At 72.1% G+C, this 23716-nt stretch carries 23 protein-coding genes; 7 read left to right on the top strand and 16 right to left on the bottom strand.

Translation table 11 applies throughout. The annotated features are described in order from the left end of the window. Positions 1-13: 13 nt before the first annotated feature. Both ABZ463_RS30710 and ABZ463_RS30705 read right to left on the bottom strand, forming a co-directional pair. Entirely contained in the window at positions 14-907 is an 894-nt protein-coding gene (locus ABZ463_RS30710; RefSeq protein ID WP_362781359.1) for a hypothetical protein, read from the bottom strand. Between the two features lie 108 nt (positions 908-1015). Next, positions 1016-2338 carry a lanthionine synthetase LanC family protein gene (locus ABZ463_RS30705; protein WP_352012534.1) on the bottom strand — a complete coding sequence of 441 codons (1323 nt, stop codon included), beginning with the start codon at positions 2336-2338 and terminating at the stop codon, positions 1016-1018. Positions 2339-2619: 281 nt separating this feature from the next. Here ABZ463_RS30705 and ABZ463_RS30700 point away from each other — a divergent pair, with 281 nt between their 5' ends. Continuing rightward, positions 2620-4875 carry an AAA family ATPase gene (locus ABZ463_RS30700; protein WP_362781357.1) on the top strand — a complete coding sequence of 752 codons (2256 nt, stop codon included), beginning with the start codon at positions 2620-2622 and terminating at the stop codon, positions 4873-4875. A 283-nt stretch (positions 4876-5158) separates the two neighbouring features. On the opposite strand, the gene clpB is transcribed toward ABZ463_RS30700, so the two are convergent. The 9 genes from clpB to menB form a co-directional block, all read right to left on the bottom strand. Continuing rightward, positions 5159-7792, bottom strand: coding sequence for an ATP-dependent chaperone ClpB (gene clpB / locus ABZ463_RS30695; protein WP_352012536.1), 2634 nt, complete (start codon positions 7790-7792; stop codon positions 5159-5161). Further along, complete coding sequence (locus ABZ463_RS30690) at positions 7774-8094, bottom strand: chaperone modulator CbpM (RefSeq protein WP_352012537.1); 321 nt, start codon at positions 8092-8094, stop codon at positions 7774-7776. The genes clpB and ABZ463_RS30690 overlap by 19 nt, the downstream gene beginning before the upstream one ends. Beyond that, complete coding sequence (locus ABZ463_RS30685; RefSeq protein ID WP_362781354.1) at positions 8094-9044, bottom strand: DnaJ C-terminal domain-containing protein; 951 nt, start codon at positions 9042-9044, stop codon at positions 8094-8096. Before ABZ463_RS30685 ends, ABZ463_RS30690 begins: the two co-directional genes overlap by 1 nt. Then, complete coding sequence (locus ABZ463_RS30680) at positions 9044-9547, bottom strand: nucleotide exchange factor GrpE (protein ID WP_352012539.1); 504 nt, start codon at positions 9545-9547, stop codon at positions 9044-9046. The genes ABZ463_RS30685 and ABZ463_RS30680 overlap by 1 nt, the downstream gene beginning before the upstream one ends. Then, on the bottom strand, positions 9540-11429 hold the full coding sequence (gene dnaK / locus ABZ463_RS30675) for a molecular chaperone DnaK (protein WP_362781351.1): 1890 nt from the start codon (positions 11427-11429) through the stop codon (positions 9540-9542). Before dnaK ends, ABZ463_RS30680 begins: the two co-directional genes overlap by 8 nt. Positions 11430-11547: 118 nt before the next feature. Further along, positions 11548-12018, bottom strand: coding sequence for a general stress protein (locus ABZ463_RS30670; protein ID WP_352012541.1), 471 nt, complete (start codon positions 12016-12018; stop codon positions 11548-11550). Positions 12019-12102: 84 nt separating this feature from the next. Continuing rightward, a complete protein-coding gene (locus tag ABZ463_RS30665; RefSeq protein WP_362781348.1) occupies positions 12103-12783 on the bottom strand; it encodes a DedA family protein in 681 nt (226 codons plus the stop codon). A gap of 85 nt (positions 12784-12868) precedes the next feature. After that, on the bottom strand, positions 12869-14524 hold the full coding sequence (menD, locus tag ABZ463_RS30660) for a 2-succinyl-5-enolpyruvyl-6-hydroxy-3-cyclohexene-1-carboxylic-acid synthase (protein ID WP_352012543.1): 1656 nt from the start codon (positions 14522-14524) through the stop codon (positions 12869-12871). A 156-nt stretch (positions 14525-14680) separates the two neighbouring features. Beyond that, positions 14681-15526: a 1,4-dihydroxy-2-naphthoyl-CoA synthase gene (menB, locus tag ABZ463_RS30655; RefSeq protein ID WP_362781508.1), complete on the bottom strand. Its 846-nt coding sequence runs from the start codon at positions 15524-15526 to the stop codon at positions 14681-14683. Positions 15527-15708: 182 nt separating this feature from the next. Here menB and ABZ463_RS30650 point away from each other — a divergent pair, with 182 nt between their 5' ends. From ABZ463_RS30650 to ABZ463_RS30640, 3 genes are all read left to right on the top strand, one after another. After that, positions 15709-16836, top strand: a complete 1128-nt coding sequence (locus ABZ463_RS30650; protein WP_362781506.1) for an AMP-binding protein — start codon at positions 15709-15711, stop codon at positions 16834-16836. A 48-nt stretch (positions 16837-16884) separates the two neighbouring features. Beyond that, a complete protein-coding gene (locus tag ABZ463_RS30645; RefSeq protein ID WP_362781345.1) occupies positions 16885-17274 on the top strand; it encodes a hypothetical protein in 390 nt (129 codons plus the stop codon). A gap of 185 nt (positions 17275-17459) precedes the next feature. Next, entirely contained in the window at positions 17460-18797 is a 1338-nt protein-coding gene (locus ABZ463_RS30640; RefSeq protein ID WP_352012545.1) for an RNA polymerase sigma factor, read from the top strand. 61 nt (positions 18798-18858) lie between these two features. On the opposite strand, the gene ABZ463_RS30635 is transcribed toward ABZ463_RS30640, so the two are convergent. The 3 genes from ABZ463_RS30635 to ABZ463_RS30625 form a co-directional block, all read right to left on the bottom strand. After that, on the bottom strand, positions 18859-19176 hold the full coding sequence (locus ABZ463_RS30635; RefSeq protein ID WP_352012546.1) for a multidrug efflux SMR transporter: 318 nt from the start codon (positions 19174-19176) through the stop codon (positions 18859-18861). Next, a complete protein-coding gene (locus tag ABZ463_RS30630; protein WP_362781342.1) occupies positions 19173-19817 on the bottom strand; it encodes an NAD(P)H-dependent oxidoreductase in 645 nt (214 codons plus the stop codon). The genes ABZ463_RS30635 and ABZ463_RS30630 overlap by 4 nt, the downstream gene beginning before the upstream one ends. Before the next feature lie 287 nt (positions 19818-20104). Next, complete coding sequence (locus tag ABZ463_RS30625; protein WP_362781340.1) at positions 20105-20506, bottom strand: hypothetical protein; 402 nt, start codon at positions 20504-20506, stop codon at positions 20105-20107. 160 nt (positions 20507-20666) lie between these two features. Between ABZ463_RS30625 and ABZ463_RS30620 the strand changes: the two genes are divergently transcribed. Together ABZ463_RS30620 and ABZ463_RS30615 are read left to right on the top strand one after the other, a co-directional pair. Beyond that, positions 20667-21272 (top strand): TetR/AcrR family transcriptional regulator C-terminal domain-containing protein, encoded by a 606-nt coding sequence (locus ABZ463_RS30620; RefSeq protein WP_352012549.1) that lies wholly within the window; start codon positions 20667-20669, stop codon positions 21270-21272. A gap of 357 nt (positions 21273-21629) precedes the next feature. Continuing rightward, entirely contained in the window at positions 21630-21821 is a 192-nt protein-coding gene (locus ABZ463_RS30615; RefSeq protein ID WP_352012550.1) for a DUF5999 family protein, read from the top strand. Between the two features lie 12 nt (positions 21822-21833). Here ABZ463_RS30615 and ABZ463_RS30610 read toward each other — a convergent pair whose 3' ends face one another. Then, on the bottom strand, positions 21834-22439 hold the full coding sequence (locus ABZ463_RS30610) for an alpha/beta family hydrolase (protein ID WP_352012551.1): 606 nt from the start codon (positions 22437-22439) through the stop codon (positions 21834-21836). Between the two features lie 82 nt (positions 22440-22521). Here ABZ463_RS30610 and ABZ463_RS30605 point away from each other — a divergent pair, with 82 nt between their 5' ends. Beyond that, a complete protein-coding gene (locus tag ABZ463_RS30605; protein ID WP_352012552.1) occupies positions 22522-22902 on the top strand; it encodes a hypothetical protein in 381 nt (126 codons plus the stop codon). 17 nt (positions 22903-22919) lie between these two features. Here the strand turns inward: ABZ463_RS30605 and ABZ463_RS30600 are convergent, their stop codons facing one another. Then, entirely contained in the window at positions 22920-23702 is a 783-nt protein-coding gene (locus tag ABZ463_RS30600) for a hypothetical protein (protein ID WP_362781337.1), read from the bottom strand. Positions 23703-23716: the final 14 nt, after the last annotated feature.

Below are 23716 nucleotides of genomic sequence, written 5' to 3'. Positions count from 1 at the left end.
GGGAACCCGGCGCTCAGCGCAGTTCGGTGCGCAGTTCGTGGGCACCGTCCGCACGGGTGTACTCGTAGTAGAGCCGCCGCCCGCCGTCCGGCAGGTCCACGACGTTCACATAGCGCAGGCCGCCGCCGGCGTGCGGGGAGAATGCGGCCGGGCCGGTCCCCCGGGGGGTCAGCTCCGCCGGGTCGGTGCCGGTCGCCACCCCCGTGCGCTCCTCGTAGTTCTCCAGTGCCGAGGACCGGCCGTCGTACAGGGCCACGACCTGTTCGCCCACGAAGCGGACGGCCGAGATCCGGGCTCCGCGGGCGTCCCACATCCCCGGCCTTCCGCTGAGCGCCGTGCCCTGCCAGGTCCACTCGATCCCGTCCGCGCTGGTCGCGTAGTCGCTCACCATGCGGTCGGCCTCGTCGGGGTCGGCCAGGGGGTGGCAGGAGGCCCACAGGTGCCACAGGCCGCCGCGCCGTACGATGACGGGGTCCTTGACGCCGGTCTTGGGGTCGCCGGGCAGCACGACCTGGCGCACCGCGGGGTCGAACCCGGCGGGGTCGTCCGCTTCGAGCACCTCGACCCGCCAGTGCTTGGTGCCGTGGGTGGCGCAGCTGAGGTAGAGCCGCCAGCGGCCCTGCGGGGTGCGCACCAGTGTGGGGCGCTCCAGCGACTCGGTGTCCATCTCCTGCTGGGTGACCGTGCCCAGGGTCTCGAAACGTTCGCCGTCGCGGGACCTGGCGACGACGACCGCGTAACCGCGTCCCTCGCCGACCGGTCTGCGCAACCGGTAGGCCAGATAGATCAGCCCGTCGGCCGCGACCGCGCTGGGCGCGCCCGCCCAGTGGCCCGGTGCCGCCCGTGGTGGTTCGACGGCCACGGCGGAGCGGGCGGGGTCGGGCAGGAGATCGTCGAATGTCAGCACGTCATCGACGCTAGGCAGGGCTTCGGCAGCGCTCACGGGGAATCACCAATCATGGTCACGAGTTTTGGCCGTCCCTTGACGGCCACGAGGCACAGGTCGGTGAGACGGTCAGGGCCTGCGGAGCGTCGCCGCCGGGAACGGGATGGCGGGGAAGGGATTGTCCGGCGGCAGCAGGAGCCTGCGCGCCTCCTCGGGACGCGCGGTCGCGTCCAGGTGGAGCAGCGCCGCCCCGATCCCCGCCGCCCCGACCATGTAGCCGGTGTCCGCGGTGACCTCCCAGGGGCGTAACCTGCGGTAGGCCTGGTACCAGCGCGATCCGCGCTCGTCGTGCCCGGCGGCCCTGCCGATGAGGTTGTCGCCGAGCTCGCAGGCGAACTCCAGGTGGGCGGGGCGGCCCGTCGCCGCCCAGAGGCCGACGAACAGCTCGACCAGGCCCGCGGTGCCGCAGCACTGGCAGGCCACGTTCCAGTAGCCTTCGGTCTGGCGGCCGGGCACGCCGCTGCGGACGATGCCTCTGGCCAGCCGCTCGACCCAGTCGAGGTCTCCGGCGTCGCCCGCGACCCGGTACAGCTCGTAGAACATCCGCGCCACGCCCGCCGAACCCGAGCAGAAGCCGAGATAGTGCAGGTCGCGGCCCTGCGGGATGTGGTGCGGGACCAGAGCGCACCGCTCGCTCACGGCGCTCACCGCGCGGACGAAGTCGGCCCCCCTGCGCGCCGCGCCGAGGAAGCGGGTCTGCCCGGTCAGGCCGTAGAGGCGGGCCAGCAGGAAGGCGGTGCCCGCGGTGCCGGACAGGAAGCCGGGCGTGACGGCGTCCAGCGGCAGGTCGCCGCACGCGCCGTGACCGAAGCGATGGCCGGGTACGGCGAGCTCGGCGATGCGGGTGCCCGCCTCGACGGCGACCTCCTGGTAGGCGGGGACGCCCAGGATGCCGGAGGCGTGCAGCAGGGCCAGGATGACGCCGCCGTCGCCACGCTGGGCCGGGTCGCCCGTCCAGCCGAGGCCCCCGTCGATCGAGCGGGCGCTGCGCACGACGTGGTCGGCGACCGCGACCGCCTCGGCCTCGAAGGCCTCCTCCCCGACGGCCCATCCCGCCTCCGCCAGGGTGAACATCACCCCCGCCAGGCCGTGGTGCAGGGACAGGTCGGCCTGTTCGCGCCAGGTGGCCGCGAGGTAGCGGGCTCCGGCCCTGGCGTCGTCGAGGTAGCTCTCGTCGCCGGTCGCCGCGGCCAGTTCGAGGAAGAACAGGACGATGCCCGCCGCGCCCGAGTAGAGCGAGAGCGGATGGCCGGTCAGGGCGGCCTTGCCCCGTGGGTCGGGGTTGGCCTTCCAGTGCCGTCCCCGCTCGTCGTCGACCGCCGCGGAGCGGATCCATCTCGCGGCCTCGGTCGCCGCGCGCAAGGGGCTCTCTGTCCCAGGTTCCGGGCTCATGGCGGCTCCTTCGTGCGGGGGACCACCAGTTTACCCCCTTTTCCTACAGGATCAATAGGTAATACTGGAACATGCGAGGTGGATGACGTTTACCCGGGTCTCGAAGGCAGGCTACTACGCGCCTTCACGCATCGGAGGCGATATGCGGCAACCGGGCGATCACACCCGTCCACTCCCAACCCTGAACCTCTCTTGACGAGCCGTTTCGCCACCCAAGGGCATGATGGAAGTGGACATCGGGGAGAAAATCGCCTATATGATCTCGGATCTCGGACAGGACGATGCGCGGCCGGGCCCCTGAGTGGGCGACGGTCCTGCGGCTGCTGGAGACCGCGGGAGCCCCGGGCAACGTGATCCTCGTCGAAGGCGAGCCGGGAACGGGCAAGAGCCTCCTGCTCGCCGAGGCGTGCGCCGCCGCCCCCGGCACGGGGGCGGCCGTCGTCTCAGGAAGGGCCGACATGCTCGGCAGGCTGACCCCGCTGGGGCCGCTGCTGTCCGCCCTCGACGAGTCCCCCTCCGCCGCCGCCGTCACCAGGAACGCCGTGCCCGACGCGCCGAGCCTGCTGATGTGGCTGGCCGATCAGGTGCGCGACGCGCTCGAACGGCGCGCGAAGCGGGGACCGCTGCTGGTGACCCTCGACGACCTGCACTGGGCCGACCCCGCCACACTCATGGCACTGCGCGCGCTGCCCGCCCAGCTGACCGGCCTCCCCCTGGCCTGGCTGCTGGCCCGCCGCCCCGTGGAGGGCACCGACGACGCCCGCCTGTTCGGCCTGCTGCGGCGCGAGGGGGCCGCGACGGTCACACTGCGCCCCCTGTGCGGGCAGGCGGTGGCCCAGGTGGCCGCCGACACGCTCGGGGCGCCGCCGGACGAGGAACTGACGGCCCTGGCCGCGCAGGCGGGGGGAAACCCGTTCCTGCTCGTCGAACTGCTCACCGGGCTGCGCGAGGAGGACGCGGTCAAGGTCGAGGACGGCCTCGCCAGGCTGACCGGCCCCACGCTGCCCCGCCGCGTGCACACCGCGGTACGGCGGCGCCTTGAGGAGGTCAGCACCAGGACCAGGCACCTGCTTGAGGCGGCGGCCGTACTCGGCCGGTCCTTCTCCCCCGCCTACGCCGCCGAGATGCTCGGCGAGACCCCCGCCGCCCTGTTGCCCGCCCTTGAGGAGGCTTTGGCCGCGGGCGTGCTGGACGCCACCCCCGAGGAACTGACCTTCCGGCACGAACTGCTGTGGCGCTCGGTCGTCGAGACGGTCCCCGCCCCCGTACGGCGGGCGCTGCACGGCCAGATCGAACGGGCCGTACCGGTCGCCGGGCGGCACCGGGTGAACGGCGGCGCCAACGCCGAGACGCTGATGCTGCCCGCCCTGCTGGCCTGGGACGAGGGCAGGCTCTCCCACGGCCTGGACCTGGCCCGCGAGGCCGTGGAGCGGCCGGGCGCCGGGCACCACCCCGGGCCCAGGGCCGTACTGGCCACGATGCTCATCGACCTGTGGCTGCTCGATGAGGCCGAGGCCGTCACGGCCGACGCGGAGACGCAGGCGGCCCGCCACCCCGAGTGGGCCGTGGAGATCCCGCTGCTGCGCGCCCGCCTCGACCTGGCCGCCGGGCGGTTCGGCAGCGCGATCGCGCGGGCGGAGACCGGCCTGACCGCCGCCGAGGCCCTGCGCGTGCCGTCCCTGACCTCCTCCGCCCTGTCCGTGCTCGGCACCGCGTCACTGCGGGCGGGAGACCTGCCCAGGGCGATCAGATGCCTGGAGAGCGAACTGGCGCGGGGAGCGCGGGACGCGCCGCCGTACACACGGCTGCGCTCGGAACTGGCGGCGGGCCGCATCAGCGAGGCCCTGGACGGGGCCGCGGGCGGGATGAGCTCCCTCGGCCGGGTCTACGACGCGCTGCCCCGGCACACCGGGGCGCTGACCAGCGAACCGGCCGCCGCCGCCTGGCTGGTGCGGGTGGCCATGGCCGTCGACGACACACGCAGGGCCGACGCCGTGGTCGGCGCCGCCGAGGACATCGCCCGCCGCAACCCCGGCCTGCCCAACCCCGCGATCTCCGCGGTCCACGCCCGGGGCCTGCGCGAACGCGACCGGCAGGCGCTCGGCCGCGCCGTGGACGGGCACACCGACCCGTGGGCCCGCGCCTCGGCCGCCGAGGACCTCGGGGTACTGCTCGGCTCCGACGGCGGCTGCCGCGACCTGGCGGTACGGGCCCTGGACGACGCGCTGTCCCGCTACGACGAGGTGGGGGCGCTGCGCGACGCGGCCCGGGTTCGCGGCAGGCTGCGCGCCCTCGGGGAACGCCGCCGCCACTGGGTCACCACCGACCACCCCGTCTCCGGCTGGGACAGCCTGACCGGCACCGAACTGGCTGTCTGCGGCCTCGTCGCCGAGGGGCTGACCAACCGCCAGGCCGCCGAGCAGATGTTCATCAGCGAGCACACCGTCGCCTTCCACCTGCGTCAGATCTTCCGCAAACTGGACATCCACTCGCGGGTCGAGCTGACCAGGCTCACCCTTGGCCGGGGCGGTCCCTAGGTTGTGTCTGGCTGTGTCTCCTTGCTCCGCCTGGCGGCGTCGCGGGGCTTGGGCGCCTCCGAGTCGGCGCTTTCCCTCGTCACTGTGTCTCCTTGCTCCGCCTGACGGCGTCGCGGGGCTTGGGCGCCTCCGAGTCGGCGCTTTCCCTCGTCACTCCGTCGCTGCGCTCCTGCGTTCCTCAGTCCAAGCACCGACGGCGCCCAAGCCGGAAACCCCCTCGCGCACGGCGCCGGTAGGGTCTCCGGCCAAAAGCCTTCTCCACCGGCGGGTCAGCCGGTGAGCTTCAGGCCACCTTGGCCGTCTCGGTCTCCTGGGCGACGGTGACCACGAGCTCCCCCCCGGCCATGCCGACCCGGATCACCGCGCCCTCGTGCGCGTCGCCGAGCAGCAGGGCGCGCCCGATGCGGGTCTCGACCTCCTTGGCGATGAAGCGCCTCAGCGGGCGGGCGCCGTACACGGGGTCGTAGCCCCGTTCGGCGATGTGTCTGGTGGCGTCCTCGGAGACCTCCAGCAGGATGCCCCGCTCGCCGAGCCGCGCGCGCAGGTCGCCGAACATCAGGCCCACGATGCGCTCGATCTCCTCCTCGGTGAGCGGCTTGAAGATCACGATGTCGTCGACGCGGTTGAGGAACTCGGGGCGGAAGTGCGAACGCAGGTCCGCCATCACCAGCTCCTGGGCGTCCTGTTTGATCTCCCCGCTTGAGGTGACGCCCTCAAGCAGGTAGACCGAGCCGATGTTGGAGGTCATGATCAGCACCGTGTTGCGGAAGTCGACGGTCCTGCCCTGCGCGTCGGTGAGCCGCCCGTCGTCAAGGACCTGCAGCAGCGTGTTGAACACGTCGGGGTGCGCCTTCTCGATCTCGTCGAAGAGCACCACCGAGTACGGCTTGCGCCGTACGGCCTCGGTGAGCTGGCCGCCCTCCTCGTAGCCCACGTAACCGGGCGGGGCGCCGACGAGGCGGCTGACGGTGTGCCGCTCCTGGTACTCGCTCATGTCGATGCGGATCATGTTGTCCTCGGTGTCGAACAACGCCGCGGCCAGCGCCTTGGCCAGCTCGGTCTTGCCCACCCCGGTCGGTCCGAGGAAGATGAACGACCCGATCGGGCGGCGCGGGTCCTTGATCCCCGAACGGGCCCTGATGATGGCGTCGGAGACCGTCTGCACCGCCTCGTCCTGGCCGATCACCCGCTCGTGCAGGACCTCGTCCAGGTGCAGGAGCTTCTCGCGCTCGCCCTCCTGCAGGCGGCTCACCGGGATGCCCGTCCACCTGGAGACGATCAGTGCGATCTCCTCCTCGGTGACCACCTCGCGCAGCAGCCTGGCGACCCCCTGCTTGCTGCGCAGGCGTTCCTCCTCGGCCTTCAGCCGCCGTTCCAGCTCGGGCAGTCTGCCGTGCCGCAGCTCGGCGGCACGGTTGAGGTCGTAGTCACGCTCGGCCCGCTCCGCCTCGGCGCGCACGTTCTCCAGTTCCTCGCGCAACCCCTGGACGCCGCGCAGCGCGTGCCGTTCGGCCTCCCACTGGGCGCGCATGGCGTCGGCCTCCGCGCGCAGGTCGGACAACTCCCTGCGCAGCTCGTCGAGGCGGGCCAGGCTCTGCTGGTCCTCCTCCTTGCCCAGCGCGGCCTCCTCGATCTCCAGGCGCATCACCCTGCGGGTGAGCTCGTCGAGCTCGGCGGGCATCGAGTCGATCTCGGTCCTGAGCATCGCGCAGGCCTCGTCGACCAGGTCGATGGCCTTGTCCGGCAGGAAGCGGTCGGAGATGTAGCGGTGGCTCAGCACCACGGCGGCCACCAGGGCGGCGTCCTGGATCGTCACCCCGTGGAAGACCTCCAGCCGTTCGCGCAGGCCACGCAGGATCGAGACGGCGTCCTCGACGGAGGGCTCGTCGACCGTGACGGGCTGGAAGCGGCGTTCCAGGGCGGCGTCCTTCTCGATGTGCTTGCGGTACTCCTCAAGCGTCGTCGCGCCGATCATGTGCAGCTCGCCGCGGGCCAGCATGGGCTTGAGCATGTTGCCCGCGTCCATGGCGCCCTCGGCCGCGCCCGCCCCGACGACCGTGTGCAGTTCGTCGACGAACAGCAGGATGCGGCCCTCCGCGGCCACCACCTCGGTGAGCACGGCCTTGAGCCGTTCCTCGAACTCCCCCCGGTACTTCGCCCCGGCGACCAGGGATCCCATGTCGAGGCTGAAGACCACCTTGTCCCGCAGGCCCTCGGGCACGTCGCCGTTGCTGATCCGCTGGGCGAGTCCCTCGACGATGGCGGTCTTGCCGACTCCGGGGTCGCCGACCAGCACCGGGTTGTTCTTGCTCTTGCGGGACAGGATCTGGATGACGCGGCGGATCTCGGCGTCGCGCCCGATGACCGGGTCGAGCCTGCCCGCGGCGGCGTCGGCCACCAGGTCCCGCCCGTACTTGGTCAGCGCCTCGTAGGCGACCTCGGGCATCGCCGAGGTGACGCGCTGGTTTCCGCGGATGGCGGTGAGCGCCTGCAGGAAGGAGTCCCTGGTCAGCCCCTGCTGGCGCAGCAGCCGACCGGCGGGCGTCGTCTCGCCCTCCTCGATCAGGGAGACGAGCAGATGCTCGACGGAGACGTACTCGTCCTTGAGCCGGTCGGCCTCCCGCTTGGCCGTCTCCAGCAGCCGGGAAAGGCGCTGGGTCACCCGGACCTGACCGGGTTCGACGCCCGGCCCGCTGACCCTCGGCATCCGGTTCAGCGCCGCCTCCAGGTCGGCGCCGAGCCGGTCGGTGTCGACGGAGGCGTTCAGGAGCAGCCGTGGGATCAGCCCGTCCGGCTGGTCGAGCAGCGCCTGCAGCAGGTGCTCGCCGTCGACGTCGGTGTGCCCGTGGCGCAGGGCCTTGGTCTGCGCGTCGTGCAGCGCCTCCTGCGACTTCTGCGTCAGCTGGTTGACGTCCACTTCGGTCCTCCCGGGGTGCGGGAGCGCCCACGCGCGGCGCTCTCCAGCTCGGCGATGCGGTCCAGAAGGTCGACCACCAGGCCGAGGGCCGCGTAGTTGAGGGCGAACCCGGCGCGCAGCCGCTGGACCCTGGCCATGGCCGGCAGCTGGGAGAGCGGGAACCACAGCTCTCCCGCCGCGTCCCGCTGCGCGTCGAGCACGCCGAGGACGACCAGGCGGCGCACCAGGTCGGGGTGCGTGCCGGTCAGGCGGGCGAACGACTCGATGTCCAGGCGCCGCGGCCTGGTCAGGGCGTAGGGCATCACCGCCTCCTCGGGTCGAACTCCGACACCGCCGCGAGCTGCTCGAACAGCTGCCTCTCCTCGTCGGTCGGCCGTGGCGGCACCATGATCTGTATCTCGGCGAACAGGTCGCCGGGGCCTTCCCTCGGACTGGGCATGCCCCGGCCGCGCAGCCGTAGCCGCCGCCCGCTCGACGTGCCCGGCGGCACCTTGACCTTGGTCTCGCCGCCCGGTGTCTCGACGGCGACGGCCGCGCCGAGCGCCCCCTCCCAGGGCGTGATCGGGAGCCGGATGTGGATGTCGCGTCCCTCGACCCGGTACCGGGGATGCGGCGCGATCCTGACGATCAGGTAGAGGTCTCCGGGTGGTGCCCCGTCACCGCCCCTGCCGCCCTGGCCCGCCAGGCGGATCCGCCGGCCGTCGGTCACCCCTGCGGGGATGCGGACCTCGATCCTGCGGCCCCCGACGGTGAGGGACTTACGGCCGCCCCGGTAGGCGTCCTCGACGCTCAGTTCCAGCTCGGCCTCCTGGTCGGCGCCGGGGATGGGCCCCCATCCGGGGCCCGCCCTGCCCGCGCCGCCCGACCTGCCGGAGAAGAGTCCCTCCAGCAGGTCGTCGATGTCGACGCCCTCCCCGAAGCCGGAGGGGCCCTGACCGGGCCAGCCGCTCCCCCGGCCGCCCCGCCCTGCCCCCGCGCGTCCCGCCCCGGCACGGGCCCAGGTCTCGGGGTCCACGTCCTCGGGGACCTGGCGGAAGTCGGGGCCGAACGCGTCGTAGCGGCGGCGGGTCTTGGGATCGGACAGGACGCTGTAGGCCTCGGAGATGTCCTTGAAGCGGTCCTCGGCCTCGGGGGCCTTGTTGACGTCGGGGTGGTTGGCCCGCGCAAGTTTGCGGTAGGCGCGCTGGATGTCCTCCTGGCTCGCGTTGCGCTGCAGGCCGAGGATCTCGTAGAAGTCCCGGGCTGCCGGCATCATTCCGCCTTGGAGACGACGACCGTCGCGGGCCGCAGTTGCCGTTCACCGTCCCCGTAGGCGGGCTGCACCACGTGCAGGACGGTCCCGTCCGGTGTGCCCTCCTGGCTGAGCACGCCGACCGCCTCGTGCCTGGCGGGGTCGAACCTCGCGCCGGTGTCGTCGCGGCGCGGGAAGCCCAGGCGGGCCAGCACGTCGAGAGCCTGCTCGTGGATGGCCCGCAGCCCCTCGGCGACGGAGGAGGGGTCGTTTCCGGCGTGTTCGAGGGCGCGCTCCAGGTTGTCCAGCACCGGAAGCCATTCGGCCGCCGCCCTGGCCCTTTCCTCCTCCCGCACCCGAGACGCGTCACGGCTGACCCGTTTGCGCAGGTTGTCGAGGTCGGCCAGGGCTCGCCGCCACCGGTCCTGGAGCTCGGCCACCTCGTCCTGAAGCTCGGTGACGCGCTCCTGGAGGCCGTCGGGCTCCTGCCTCACGGCCTCGTCGTCGCGGGGTTCCTCACTCATCGGTCGTGAACTCCGCGTCGATGACGTCGTCGTCCCTGCCGCCGCCCTGAGCCCCCTGCGGGCCCTGGCCGCTCTGGCCGCCGGAGGCCGAGACCGTGCCCAGGCCCTGGTAGACCTGTTGCAGCTCGCCGGTCAGCGAGCGCAGCCGGTCGATCGGTGTCTCCTGCTGCCTGACCGTCTCCCTGGCGTCGGAGACGAGCATCTCGGCCCGAGCCTTCTCATGGACCGGCACGGCCTCCCCCAGCTCGGAAAGCCGCCGCTCCACCTGGTAGGCGACACTGTCGAGCTCGTTGCGCGCGTCCACGACCTGCCGCAGCCGCAGGTCCTCCTCCCGGTGCCGTTCGGCGTCGGCGACCATCCGCTCGACCTCGCCCGTGTCGAGGGTCGAGCTCTCACTGATGGTGATGCGCTGCTCGGCGCCGGTGTCCTTGTCCTTGGCCGAGACGTTCAGGATCCCGTTGGCGTCGACGTCGAAGGTGACCTCGACCTGGGGAACACCGCGCGGCGCGGGCCTGATGTTCTCCAGCCTGAAGCGGCCGAGCACCCGGTTGTCCCCGGCGCGTTCGCGCTCGCCCTGCAGCACCACGACGTCCACCGCGTTCTGGTTGTCCTCGGCGGTGCTGAACACCTCGGAACGGCGGGCGGGGATCGTCGTGTTGCGGTCGATGACCTTCGTCATGATGCCGCCGAGGGTCTCGATGCCGAGCGAGAGAGGCGTCACGTCCAGCAGGACGACGTCCTTCAGCTCGCCCTTGATGACGGCCGCCTGCACCGCCGCGCCGAGCGCGACGACCTCGTCGGGGTTGACCGTCATGTTCGGTTCCTTGCCCCCGGTCATCCTGCGCACCAGGGCCTGTACGGCGGGCATCCTGGTCGATCCGCCGACCAGGATCACCTCGTCGATGTCCCCGGTGCTCAGCCGCGCGTCGGCCATGGCCTGCTCGACCGGCCCCTTGCAGCGTTCCAGCAGGTCGGAGGTGATGTCCTCGAACGTCGCCCGGCGCAGCGTGGTGTTCAGGTGCTTGGGGCCCGCGGCGTCGGCCGTGATGAAGGGCAGGTTGATCTGCGTCTGGGAGACCGAGGACAGCTCGACCTTGGCCTTCTCCGCCGCCTCGAAGAGCCGTTGCAGAGCCTGGGGGTCGGCGCGCAGGTCGACGCCGGTGTCCCGCTGGAACTCGTCGGCGAGGTAGTCGACGATGCGCCGGTCGAAGTCGTCACCTCCGAGGTGGGTGTCGCCCGCGGTCGAACGTACCTCGACGACGCCGTCCCCGATGGTCAGGATGCTGACGTCGAACGTTCCGCCGCCCAGGTCGAAGACGAGCACCGTCTCGTTCTCCTTGCGGTCGAGCCCGTAGGCCAGGGCCGCGGCGGTCGGCTCGTTGACGATCCTCAGTACCTCAAGACCGGCGATCTTCCCCGCGTCCTTGGTGGCCTGGCGCTGGGAGTCGTTGAAGTAGGCGGGCACGGTGATGACCGCCTCGGTGACCTTCTCCCCGAGGAACTTGGAGGCGTCGTCGACGAGTTTGCGCAGGATCAGGGCGGAGATCTCCTCCGGGGCGTACATCTTGCCGCGCACGTCGAAACGGACCGCGTCGTCCGGCCCCGGCACCACGTCGAACGACACGGCGTGCATCTCGGTGGTGACCTCGTCGTAGCGGCGGCCGATGAAACGCTTGGCCGAGTAGATCGTCCCCTTCGGGTTGAGGATCGCCTGACGACGGGCCAGCTGCCCGACCAGGCGTTCACCGTCCTCGGTGAAGGCGACGACCGACGGGGTCGTCCGCGACCCCTCGGCGTTGGCGATCACCGTGGGCTTGTCGCCCTCCATCGTGGCGATCACCGAGTTGGTCGTCCCCAGGTCGATCCCGACTGCCTTAGCCATGCTGGTCTCCTTCTGGGCCTCCCGCGACGGCCGTACGGCGCGCGGGGCCGCGTCCTCGGATCCGACGGGCGGGCCCCTGAGGCGCGACCCGGCGTGAACCCCGCGGGCGGTCGCCGCCCTAGGTGTGCTGGGGTATGCCGGTCTCTAGCAGCCTGCGGGCCTCGGCGGCCTGGGGCGTCGTCACCCGCAGCTCGTAGCGGTTGGCGACGATGGCGCTCGACGAGAGGAAGTCCCTCCTGCCGCCGGTGAAGGCGTGGGCGATGAGCCCGAAGATGGCTCCGGCGACCACACCCCAGATCACGCTCCACAGGACCAGGATCCAGGGGAACCTGCCGGGGGTGAAGATCGCGAAGAACAGGCCGATCAGCAGTCCGATCCAGGCACCGGTCGCCGCCCCCATCCCCGCGGCGCGCAGGTAGGTCAGCCGCCCGAGCACCTTCTCGACCATCCGCAGGTCCATCCCGACGATCATCGCGTGCTGGACGGGAAAACGCTGGTCCGACAGGTAGTCGACGGCCCGCTGGGCCTCCTCGTAACGGCCGTAGGTGGCTACCGGTTCATAGCCGGTCAAGGTCTGGTCGGATAGCATGCCGCCTCCCCTCCACGGTGAGTCCGTACCGACTCAGCGTGACCGGCCCGCGGCCCGGCGCACATCCCCAGGTCTGGTAGCAGATCAGCCCGCGCCGACCGGACTGCCCGCCTGTCCGGTCTCCGGGTCCCCTTCGGCCACCCCGGGCTCCCCGGACGTCTCGGCCACCGCCCGCGCGGCCCTGCGCTTGACGAACAGCGTGGTCGCGACGCCGAACAGCAACGCGACGACCAGCGCGACCCAGGAGAAGCCCCGCAGCCACCGCTCGGCGGCCATGCCCAGGTAGTAGATCACCGCGGTGGTCCCGCCCGCCCAGACGATCCCGCCGAGCACGTTGGCGACCAGGAACCTCCAGTACGGCATGCGCAGCGCCCCGGCCAGCGGCCCCGCCAGGATGCGCAGCAGCGCGACGAACCTGCCGAGGAAGACCGTCCACATGCCGTAGCGGTGGAAGTAGCGTTCGGCCCTGCCGATGTGCTCCGGCCCGAAGTGCTTGGGGAACCTGCGTCCGAGCCGGTCGAACATCGGCTTGCCGCCCCTGCGCCCGACGGCGTAGCCGATCGAGTCGCCGACGATCGCGCCGACGCCGGCGCAGGCGCCGACCCACAGCGGGTCGACCACGCCCTTGGCCGCCAGCAGCGCGGAGCTGACCAGGACGATCTCGCCGGGCAGCGGGATGCCCAGGCTCTCGATCCCGATCACCAGACCGACCAGGACGTAGATCCACACCGCGGGAATCGCCTGGAGCAACTCGTCGACATGCATGCCCGTCACCTTATTGCGTCGTCTCCCCGATCTCATCCGGCCTCGCCCGGCCGCACCCGGCCGCACAGGGGCCGGTGTCAGGCCCTCACAGGACGCCGTGGATCGCGGTGTGGGCCGCCTCGCGCAGCGCGGCGTGCAGCACCGCGTTCGGCTCCCGGTCCGTGTGGACCTCGACGATGCGCACCCCCTCCCCGCGCAACGCCTTGGGCAGCTGTTCCGCCTCCCCGACGAAGGTGTACGGCGTGCCGGTCGCCGCCGCGACGTGGGACAGGTCCACTCCGTGCGAGGTGCCGAAGACCCGTTCGAAGGGGTCGCGCAGCGCGGCCTGGGGCAGCAGCGAGAAGATCCCGCCCCCGTCGTTGTTCACCACGACCAGGCACAGGTCGGGGCGGGGCTCACGGGGGCCGAGGATCAGCCCGTTCTGGTCGTGCAGGAACGTCAGGTCGCCCATCAGCGCGTAGGAGGGGCCGTTGTGCGCCAGCGCCGCGCCCATCGCGGAGGACACCACGCCGTCGATCCCCGCCGCGCCCCGGTTGGACAGGATCCGCAGCCCCCTCCTCGGGCGCATCGCCTGGTCGAGGTCACGGATCGGCATGGACGAGCCGGAGAACAGCAGCGCCCCGTTGGGCAGCTGCTCGGCCAGGTCCCTGGCCAGGCGCGGCTCGCTGAGCCCGCCCGCGTCGAGCACCTCGTCGATCGCCGCCCTGGCCGCCGTGTCCGCGCGCCGCCACGAGCGCAGCCAGTCGTCGTCCCCGGCCGCGACCGGGATCTCGACCGCCTGCGCCACCTGGGTCGCGGAACGGGTCGGGTCGGGCCAGCGGGACAGGTCGGGGGCGACGACGATGTGCTCCTCGGCGTGCCTGAGCCAGTTCAGCAGCGGCCTGGACAGGCCGGGACGGCCCAGGGTGACCACCACGTCCGGACGGTGCCGGTCGGCGAACTCGGGGGTGCCGAGCAGGAAGTGGTAGGTCGAGACCGCGTGGTCGCCGTAGCGGGCGCCGCCGTTCGGCTCCGACAGGACCGGCCATCCGGCCATGCCGGCCGCCGCCACGTATCTGCGCATGTTGGCGGCGCCGTCCCCGACGACGAGCACGCCCCTTCGGGTCGGCGGCAGGTGCAGCGCGGCCGCGGGAGGCGCGACCCTGGCGCGGACCCACGGCCCGTTGGCGTCGCCCTCGAGGGACTCGCTCCAGGAGACGTCGCCGTCCGGGACGAGCGGCTCACGGAAGGCGAGGTTGAGGTGGACCGGGCCGGGGTCGGCCGGGCCGAGTGAACGCTGGTAGGCGCGGCAGGCCAGGGAACGCCAGTAGGCGACCTGCCCAGGCCGGTCCTCGGGCACGCCGACCTCGCTGAACCAGCGGACCGCGGTGCCGTACATCTTGATCTGGTCGATGGTCTGGCTGGCGCCGGTGTCGCGCAGCTCGGGCGGCCGGTCCGCGGTGAGCAGCAGCAGCGGCACCCCCGACTCGTGCGCCTCGACGACCGCGGGGTGGAAGTTCGCCGCGGCGGTGCCCGAGGTGCACATCAGCGCGACCGGCCGGCCGCCGCGCTTGGCCAGTCCGAGGGCGAGGAAGGCCGCCGAGCGCTCGTCGATGCGCACGTGCAGCCGTACGCGGCTGTCGGCGTGCGCGGCGAGTGCGAGCGGAGCCGAGCGTGAGCCCGGCGCGAGCACCACCTCGGTGAGACCGCAGCGTACGAGTTCGTCGACCAGCACGGTCGCGAGCGCGGTGGCGGGATTCACCGCACTGCCTCCTCTGGTCGTCGTCGTGCTGAGAGAAGCCGTGTCCGAAAGGACGGACACGACGGCTGACGGCGGACCGGCGCCGTCCTCACCGCGCCGGGGCGGCGCACTGCGGGGACGGGCCGGTTTCGCCTCATCGCTGGAATCGCCTGCGGCTCACGGCCTGCGCGGGAACTTGCCGAAGTCGGGGGTGCGCTTCTCCTTGAAGGCGTCGCGGCCCTCCTGCGCCTCCTCGCTCATGTAGAAGAGCAGGGTGGCGTCGCCGGCGAACTGCTGCATGCCCGCCGCGCCGTCGGTGACCGCGTTCAGCGCGCCCTTGAGCATGCGCAGGGCCAGCGGGGACTTCTCCATCATCTCCCTGGCCCAGGCGACCGTCTCCTCCTCCAGGCGCTCCAGCGGGACGACCGTGTTGACCAGGCCCCAGCCGAGGGCGGTCTCGGCGTCGTACTGACGGCACAGGTACCAGATCTCACGGGCCCGCTTCAGGCCGACGGTCTCGGCGAGCAGCCAGGACCCGTAGCCGCCGTCGAAGGAGCCGACCTTGGGCCCGGTCTGGCCGAAGACCGCGTTGTCCGCGGCGATGGACAGGTCGCAGCAGACGTGCAGCACGTGACCGCCGCCGATCGCGTAGCCGGCGATCATCGCGATGACCGGCTTGGGGCAGCGGCGGATCTGCACCTGCAGGTCCAGCACGTTCAGCCTGCCCACGTGCGGGGTCGACTTGTCGACGTAGCCGTCGTCACCGCGGATCTTCTGGTCGCCGCCCGAGCAGAAGGCCCGGTCGCCCGCGCCGGTGAGAATGATCACACCGATCTCCGAGTCCTCCTGGGCGACGTTGAAGGCGTCCCTGAGCTCGAAGAGCGTCGTCGGGCGGAAGGCGTTGTGCCGCTCCGGCCGGTTGATCGTGATCTTCGCGATGCCCTCGGCGGTCTCGTAGACGATGTCCTCGTAGTCCCCGGAGCGCCTCCAGTCGGCGGCGCGCACCTGGACGCTCTCCGGCATGGGCCTGGCCTCGCCCTTCGCCCGCCCGTCCGTGCCCGGCACCGCCTGCTCCGTGCTCACGATGACTGCGTCCCTTCCGCCTCGCCGGGACCCGCCCGGCTGCCGTCCGTTTTCCCGGCACTAACCTTACGACTGTGACGAACGGTCCTGTGCACGCGGAGTCGTCCTGCGGGTGGCGGGAGCTGCACGCGCTCGTGCTGCCGCCGGGACCGGAGCTGTTCAGGGCGGTCGGCGCCGCGCTCGACGGCGGCCCCGCGGTGCTTCCCCTGTCTCCCGCCCTGCCCGCCGCCGCGCTGCGGGCCACGCTCGACGCCCTGCGCCCCACCCATGTCAACGGTGTACGGCGCGAGCACGGTGTGGGGGTGCCCGGCGAGGTGGCCGTCGTCATCGCCACCAGCGGCACGACCGGGGCGCCGAAGGGGGTCCAGCTGTCGGCCGCGGCCCTGCGCGCCTCCGCCTCGGCCTCGCTGCGCCGTCTGGGCGCCCGGCCCGGCGAGCGCTGGCTCTGCTGCCTGCCCCCCTCCCACGTCTCGGGGCTTCAGGTCCTGGTCAGGTCACTGGTCGGCGGGACGGAACCGATCGTGCACGAGGGCTTCTCCCCCGAGGCGGTGCTCTCCAGCGGTGCCCGGCACGTCTCGCTGGTTCCGACGCAGCTGCGTCGGCTGCTGGACGCCGACCTGTCGGTGTTCGACACGATCCTGCTGGGGGGCGCGGCGCCGCCGCCGGGGCTGGTCGAGGAGGCCAGGGCCGCGGGCGCGCGGGTGGTGCTCAGCTATGGGATGAGCGAGACCTGTGGCGGGTGCGTCTACGACGGCGCCCCCCTTTACAATGTAGATCTCAAGATTGGTGACGACGGGCGGATTCGCGTCGCGGGCCCGGTGCTGTTCTCCGGCTACCGGCTGCGGCCCGAGCTGACCGCCTCGGCCCTCGACGGCGACTGGTTCGTCACCTCCGACCTCGGCGTCATGGACGGCGGGGGCCTGCGCGTGCTCGGCCGCTGCGACGACGTCATCAACACCGGCGGCGAGAAGGTCGTCGCCGCCGTGGCCGCCGCCGCCGTGGCCGAGCACCCCGCGATCGCCGACGCCGTCGTGGTCGGCCGCCCCGATCCGGAGTGGGGCGAGCGCGTCGTGGCCGTCGTCGTCTCCCCCGACCCGCCGTCGCTGGCCGAGCTGCGGGCCTTCGTCAAGGAACGGCTCCCCGCCTGCGCGGCCCCCGCCGAGCTGGTCGTGATGTCCGAAATACCACTTCTGCCCAATGGCAAGCCGAATCTCGCCGCCCTCCGTTATGGTCGTGATCGGGAACCGTGAGGAGACCCGGCACGTCAAACAGACAGCCGCGACAGAAGGGACGACCCCATGCATATCACCCGCAAGGCGTTGGTCTCCGCTGGAGTCGTCGGCGTGATCCTCGTGGGCGGCGTCTCCGTGACGGCCGCCGCCTCCGCCGGCCGGGTGGAGAAGATCTGGAGGGTCGTGGAGTCCGGCTCCGGGCCCGCGGTGTCACCGGCGACGCGGCAGACGGCGCAGCCGCAGGCCGACGACGACGCACCGCGCTCCGAGCCGACGTCCGCACCCACATCGGCGCCCGACGACGGGTCCGTGGTCTCCAGGGACGTCAACCCCGACCCGGGGTCGGTCACGACCTACTGGACCGAGCAGCGCCTGCAGGAGGCGAGCCCCTTCCCCATGCCCGAGGCCGACGACCCGGCGGGGCCCTCCGGAAGCCGGGTGGAGGGGGTCGAATAGCCCCTGACCACGGCTGATGACGGAACGGACCGCCTCGGGACGATCCGCCCATCTTATTTTCCCCGTCAAGTCGGGAACATAAAGTTCTTGACTGGGGTTATTGGTACTGGTGCGCTGAGCGGCCCGCAGGCCGCCCCACCCGACAATCTGTAAGCAGACGACTCCGTGATGGAGGAGGTGTCCTCATGCCCCAAACCGCCGTGGCGACCTCATCGGAGGCCCCGACGCCCCTTGAGAAGCTCCTTGACCGAGGGCGAGTCCAGGGTCACCTTTCGCTCGCGGAGCTGCGCCACGCCTTCGCGGAGTCCGGGACCAGCCCCACGGAGGGCCGCTCGATCCTGCGGGAGCTCACCGAGGCCGGCGTCATCCTGGCCGCCGAGGACGAGCCCGCGCTCAGCGGCGCGTCCAAGAAGACCGCCGGGCGCCGGACCACCCGCAAGGCGAAGGCCGCGCCCGCCAAGGCCACCACCAGGGCCGCCAGGACCACCGCCAAGAAGGCCGAGACCGCCGGGGCCCCCGCCGAGGCCGAGCCGGAGATCGGCGAGGAGGAGTGGGCCCCCGAGGAGGCCGAGCTCGAGGCCGAGCAGACCATGGACCTGGACGACCAGTCCTCGGTCATGGGCGACTCGGTGCACACCTACCTCAAGTCGATCGGCAGGCGTACCCTGCTCACCGCCGCCCAGGAGGTCGAGCTGGCCAAGCGGATCGAGGCGGGGCTGTACGCCGAGTCCAAGCTTGAGGCCGAGCCCGGCCTGCCCGCCGCCATGCGCGACGACCTCGAATGGATCGCCGAGGACGGCCGCCGCGCCAAGGACCACATGCTTGAGGCCAACCTCCGCCTGGTCGTCTCGGTCGCCAAGAAGTACACCGACCGTGGCATGGCGTTGCTCGACGTGGTCCAGGAGGGCAATCTGGGCCTGATCCGCGCGGTCGAGAAGTTCGACTACACCAAGGGCTACAAGTTCTCCACCTACGCCATGTGGTGGATCCGCCAGGCCATCCAGCGTGGGTTCGCCGACTCCGCGCGCACCATCCGCCTTCCCGTGCACGTGCTGGAGATGCTCTCCAAGCTGTCGCGCGTCGAGCGTGACATGCACCAGCGTCTCGGCCGTGAGCCCACCCCGGAGGAACTGGCGGTCGAGCTGGACAAGACCCCCGACCAGATCGAGGAACTGCTGCGCACCAGCCGCCAGCCGATCAGCCTCAACGCGACCATCGGCGACGACGGCGAGACCACCATCGGCGACCTCATCGAGGACGTCGACTCGCCCGAGGCGTCCGAGGTGGTCGACCGTCAGCTGCTGGGTGAGCAGCTGCGCGGCGTGCTGGGCAACCTCTCCCCCAGGGAGGCCAAGATCATGGCTCTGCGCTTCGGCCTCGTCGACGGCAAGCCTCACACCCTCGACGAGATCGGCAAGCACCTGGGCCTGACGCGCGAGCGCATCCGCCAGCTGGAGAAGGAGTCGCTGTCGAAGCTGCGCCACCCGAGCAACACCCGCCCGCTGCTCGACTGGGCCAGCTAGACCCGCTCGTGAGGGGCGTCGTGGACCACCGGTCCGCGACGCCCCTCACGCGTGCCCGGGGTCAGGCGAGCGCCCTGGCCAGCACGACCCCGCCGACGATCAACGCCAGGGCCGCGACGCGCCCCGCCCCGACGGGATCGCCGTGCAGCACGATCCCCAGGGTGATCGCGCCGACGGCGCCGATACCCGTGAAGACGGCGTAGGCGGTGCCGACGGGGAGTCCCTGCTGCATGGCCTTCGACAGCAGCCACACCGCCAGCGCCCCCAGCGCGAAACAGACCAGCGTGGGCAGCGGCCGGGTGAACCCCTCGGTCGGCTTGATGCTCTGCGACCAGGCGATCTCCACCAGCCCGGCCGCCATGAGCAGCAGCCAGCTCATCGGACGGCCAGCTTCCCGGCCAGCTCCCGCGCGGCGGCGTAGGACCGCTCGTGCACGGCCCGCCGGTCGGCGAGGGCCGGGTCCACCAGGGAGTTGACCAGTTCGGCGTGGACGAACGTGACGTCCTCGACGGCGAAGTGCCCGAGGAAGAAGTCACGCAGATAGCGTTCCTCGTGGTCGAAGGGCTCCCTGGGGGTGCCGGGGCCGTAGGCGCCGCCCCGCGCGCCCGCGACGACGAACGTCCGGCCGGTGAGCTTCATCTTGGGGAAGGTCACCTGGTCGATCCAGGCCTTCAGCGCCGAGGGGATGGAGAAGTTGTACATCGGCGTGCCGATCAGCACGACGTCCGCGGCCACCAGCTCGTCGAGCAGCGGTTCGACCACCGCCCAGGCCTCGGCCTGTTCCGGGGTGCTCACCACCTCGTGGTAGCGGCCGATGTCGGTGATCTGACCGGCCAGGACACGGTCGCACAGCTCCGTCCAGGCCTGCCCGATGTGCGGGACGGGGTCGGCGGCCAGGTCCCGGTAGGTGTATCCGCCCTCCGGGTTGGCCGCGCGCCACGCGGCGGCGTAGATCCCCGACAGGGTGCGGGAGAAGGACGCACGGCGGGCGCTGGCGTCCAGGTGCAGCAGGCGGCTCACGGCTCTCCGATCCTCGATGCCAAAGCGGACGTTGTGTCCGCTTAATCACCATAGCGACAAGTGGACACGATGTCCATTTGACCCCGGACCCGGTCGGCCGGAGGGCGGCGCCCGTCATCGCACGCGGCGACGGGCACGGCGCGGCGAGAGGGGTGCCTCGGAGGCGACGCCGGGAGCGACCACCGGCCACCCGGGCACGTCGAGGCATCCGGGCATGAGAAAGGCGGCCCCGGTATCCCGGAGCCGCCTGGTGTGCGAACGACCCGGCAGGCCGTTCACACGAGGAGTCAGCGGACGACGGTGGTCACCGGCCGCGGGACGCGGGCGATGCCGGTCAGCCGGTTCTCCTCGCGCAGGGTGCGCAGCCGGTTGACCTCGGCGGTCCACTCCGCACCCTTGGGGGTCGCCCTGCCCTTGCGGCGGCGGATCCTGTCGTCGTAGGCCTTGGGCCCGAAGGTCGCCCGCTGGCCCGCCTCGGCCGCGCGCAGCGCCTCGGTCAGCGCCGCGTCGAAGACCAGCCCGGCGGCCCTGAGCTCCTCCGGGGACGCCCCGGCCGCCTGCACCCGGCGCAGTTCGGCCTCGGCCGTGCGCGCCCTCTCAAGGAACTCGGGGAAGCTCTTCCCGACCTCCTGGTCGGCGTGGTGACGGACCTCCGCCTCCCGGCTCACGCCCGGTCGGAAAAACGCCATCGTCTGCCCTCTCTCACCCGTCGCCGGGAACCTCCCGGCGGATCACGGCTGTAGCCTACGCCGTCGGCCCCCGGACCACCCACTCAGGGACCGGCCCACCCCGGACGGCACGGCGCGGCGCCCTTTACACAGTAAGGTCACCGATGGCAGGATGCGGCCCATGCCCGCCAAACGACCACCCGTCCCGCTCTCCAGGGAACGCATCATCGAGGCCGCCCTGCACATCGCCGACAGCCAGGGGCTCCGGCGGCTGACGATGCGGCGCCTGGGCGACGCGCTCCAGGTCGAGGCCATGGCCATCTACCACCATCTGCCGCGCGGCAAGGACGCCCTCATGGACGCCCTGGCCGAGCACGTCACGGCCGTCCACGCCGAGCCCGCGAGCACCTGGCAGGACAGCGCGAGGGCGTGGTGCAGGGCGAGCAGGGACGCGCTCAGGGAGCATCCCGGGGTGCTGGCGCTGGCGCTGACCAAGCCCCCGAAGGGCCGCGCGGCGATCGCCCTCATGGAGCAGACCGAGCAGCTCGCCGACGCCGGACTGCCCGACGCGGCGCAGGCGGTACGGACGCTGCGGGCCTACGTCTTCGGCGCGGTCGCGGTCGAGGTACAGCGCTCCGGATGGGCCGACTCCCCGGCGGACGGCGCCGAGCCGTGGCGTCCCCCGTCGGCCGGCGGAGGCTCCGCGGCGGCCGACACCGACTTCGAGCACGGGCTGAACGCCCTGCTGGCGGGACTCAACGGAAAGCGAACGGAGACTGAACGGTAAAGAAACGCGAGGCCGATCCTTTTTTACCTGCCAGATGGCGCGTTTCGCTTGGCCAGATGTCCGCTATGAGGCATCCTGTGCTATAGGTCACACCTCCGGAAGAGCCCTGAAGGACCACTCTCCAGAGTTCGCAAACAGTCCTAACGGGCTATGTCCCGGGGTGAGATCCAGATCGCACACTTGAGTTTGACCAACGTGCGGACCTCACCCCGTTCGAGGCACGCACGACCCACATGTCCACACCAGATGCTCGTCACCCGTCACGCGATGGGAACGGATTCCCATCGGGGACACGGTGTCCACCCGCTGTCCGATGTCGATCCAGCGAGCCGACGATAGAGATCCGGAGGCACGCCGATGTGCCCGCACCAGCCGTCCTGTCCGCCCGCCGAGGCGCTGGACCGCGAAGCCGCCCGTACGATGGTCGCCCACCCCGAGCAGGGCTGGAGCCTGCTCTGCAACGGTGTGGTGCTGTTCGACGACACCGGTGAGATCCTGCCCGACGGCGGGGTCATCGAGCCGCACCGGCCCCTGGCCGGCGTCGCCTGATCGCCTGACCGATCACTCCGCGGCGGCGCGCATCCTCGCGCCGAGCCAGTGCGCGACCACCTCGCCCACCCTGCCGGGATGCCTTTTGAGATCGTGCCCCTCACCGGGCAGCACCACCAGGCGCGAGGTGTCCGCCGCCTCGGGGACCCCAAACGGGTCACGGTCACCGCTGACCGCCAGCACGTCGACCCCCGCCGCGCGCAGTTCCTGCGCGCGCGACCTCTCCGGCTTACCGGGAGGATGCAGGGGGAAGGCCAGCGCGACCACCGCCGTCGCCCCCGCCTGCGAGGCCGTACGGCAGGCGACCCTGGCCCCGTTGCTCCGCCCGCCCTGCACCAGCGGCAGACCGGGCCGGAGCCCGCGAAGCCCGGCGACCAGTTCCAGCCAGGCCTCGTCCTGCCTGGCCGCCGATCCGGGAGCCCTGGCCCCTCGCATCCTGAACGGCTGGAGCACCCGGGCGACCACTCCGCCGATCGGCGTCACCGCGTCCCGTACGGCCAGCAGGTCGGGTGCGTCCACTCCCCCGGCCGAGCCGTGGGTGAGCACCAGCAGGAAACGTGGATCGGCCACCTCGTCGATCTCGGCCACGGCCGGGCCGTGGACGGTGCCGATCTCCACGGACGAGGCAGTACTCCGGATGGACACCGATCTAGTCCTAACGGCTGATGTCCGGGCCTGCGGCAGGGCGGACAATCTCAGGGTGCAGGATCATCACGATATCCGACAGGACGTACGGGCGACCATCGGGGCCCGCCGTGACCTCGGCCCCGAGTACGAGGCCGCGCTCGTCGAGTCCTTCGTCGAACGCCTCGACTCGACGATCGCCGCCAGGGTGCGGGCGGAGCTGCAGGCCACGGGTTATCACCCCCAGCAGCACTATCCGCACCCCCAGGGTCCTCCCCCCGCGCCGCGGCGCAAGGGGAACGGCACCGTCCCGATCGCGCTCGGCTCGCTGGGGCTGGCCATCCCGCTGACCGCCGTCGCCGCCGAGGGCGGGACCGTGGGGATCCTGGTCGCCTGGGGCGGCATCGTGGTGATCAACATCGCCCACGCCCTCGGCGGGCTGCGCCACCGCGACTGAAGAGCGGGGCCGGAGACTCAGGCGTCCCGGTTGCGTCGCAGCCTGACCTCCTCGGCCAGTTCCTCGTCCGCGCTGTCCAGGCCGTAACGCCACACCCGCTCGGCGTCCTCGTCACGCCCTCTGAGCGGCAGCGTGCGGGCCAGCAGCTCGATGGCCAGCGCCCCGGTCTCGGCGTCGCCGCCCTCCTCCACCGCCCCGGTGAGCTCGGCGCAGGCCAGTTCGAGATGGGCGATGCCGAGCAGCACCCGCAGCCTCGCCGTCTCCACGACGTCCGGCACGGACAGCGCCTCGACGAGCACTCCCGCCGCCTCGGCCGCCTCCCCCTCCTGAAGGAGGATCTCGGCCAGCCGCTGGGCGGCGAGGGAGGAGATCTCCGGCTCTCCGGTCGCCAGCGCGGCCCTCAGGGCCTCCTCCGCCTCCACGGGGCCCACGGCGAGCCTGGCCAGGCCCATGTGCGCCAGCGGAGCGCAGGCGGCGTTCCCGGTGCCCAGCGCGGCCTGCCAGGCCGCCCGCGCCTGGTCGGGCAGGTCGTCGCGCTCGAAGCTCCTGGCGAGCAGGCAGGCGGCCTGCCCGGCGAACTCGGGATGGCCGGTGGCCAGCGCGGCACGGGCCGCCGCCCTGGCGTCGGCCGCGTCCCCCCGCTCCTCGAGCACCACCGCCAGCCCGACCGCCGCCTGCGCGCGGTCGGGCCCCTCGGGGTCCGCGGCCAGCTCCGCGAAAATCACCGCGGCGCCGTCCAGGTCACCGTCCTCGGCCAGCCGCCGCGCGGTCTCCAGCGGTCGGGTGTCCACCTCTGGCATGCAGGGTCCCTCCG

The organism is Streptosporangium sp. NPDC020145, from assembly GCF_040631275.1.
Lineage (GTDB): Bacteria > Actinomycetota > Actinomycetes > Streptosporangiales > Streptosporangiaceae > Streptosporangium.
This window is presented reverse-complemented; position numbering and strand designations above follow the sequence as displayed.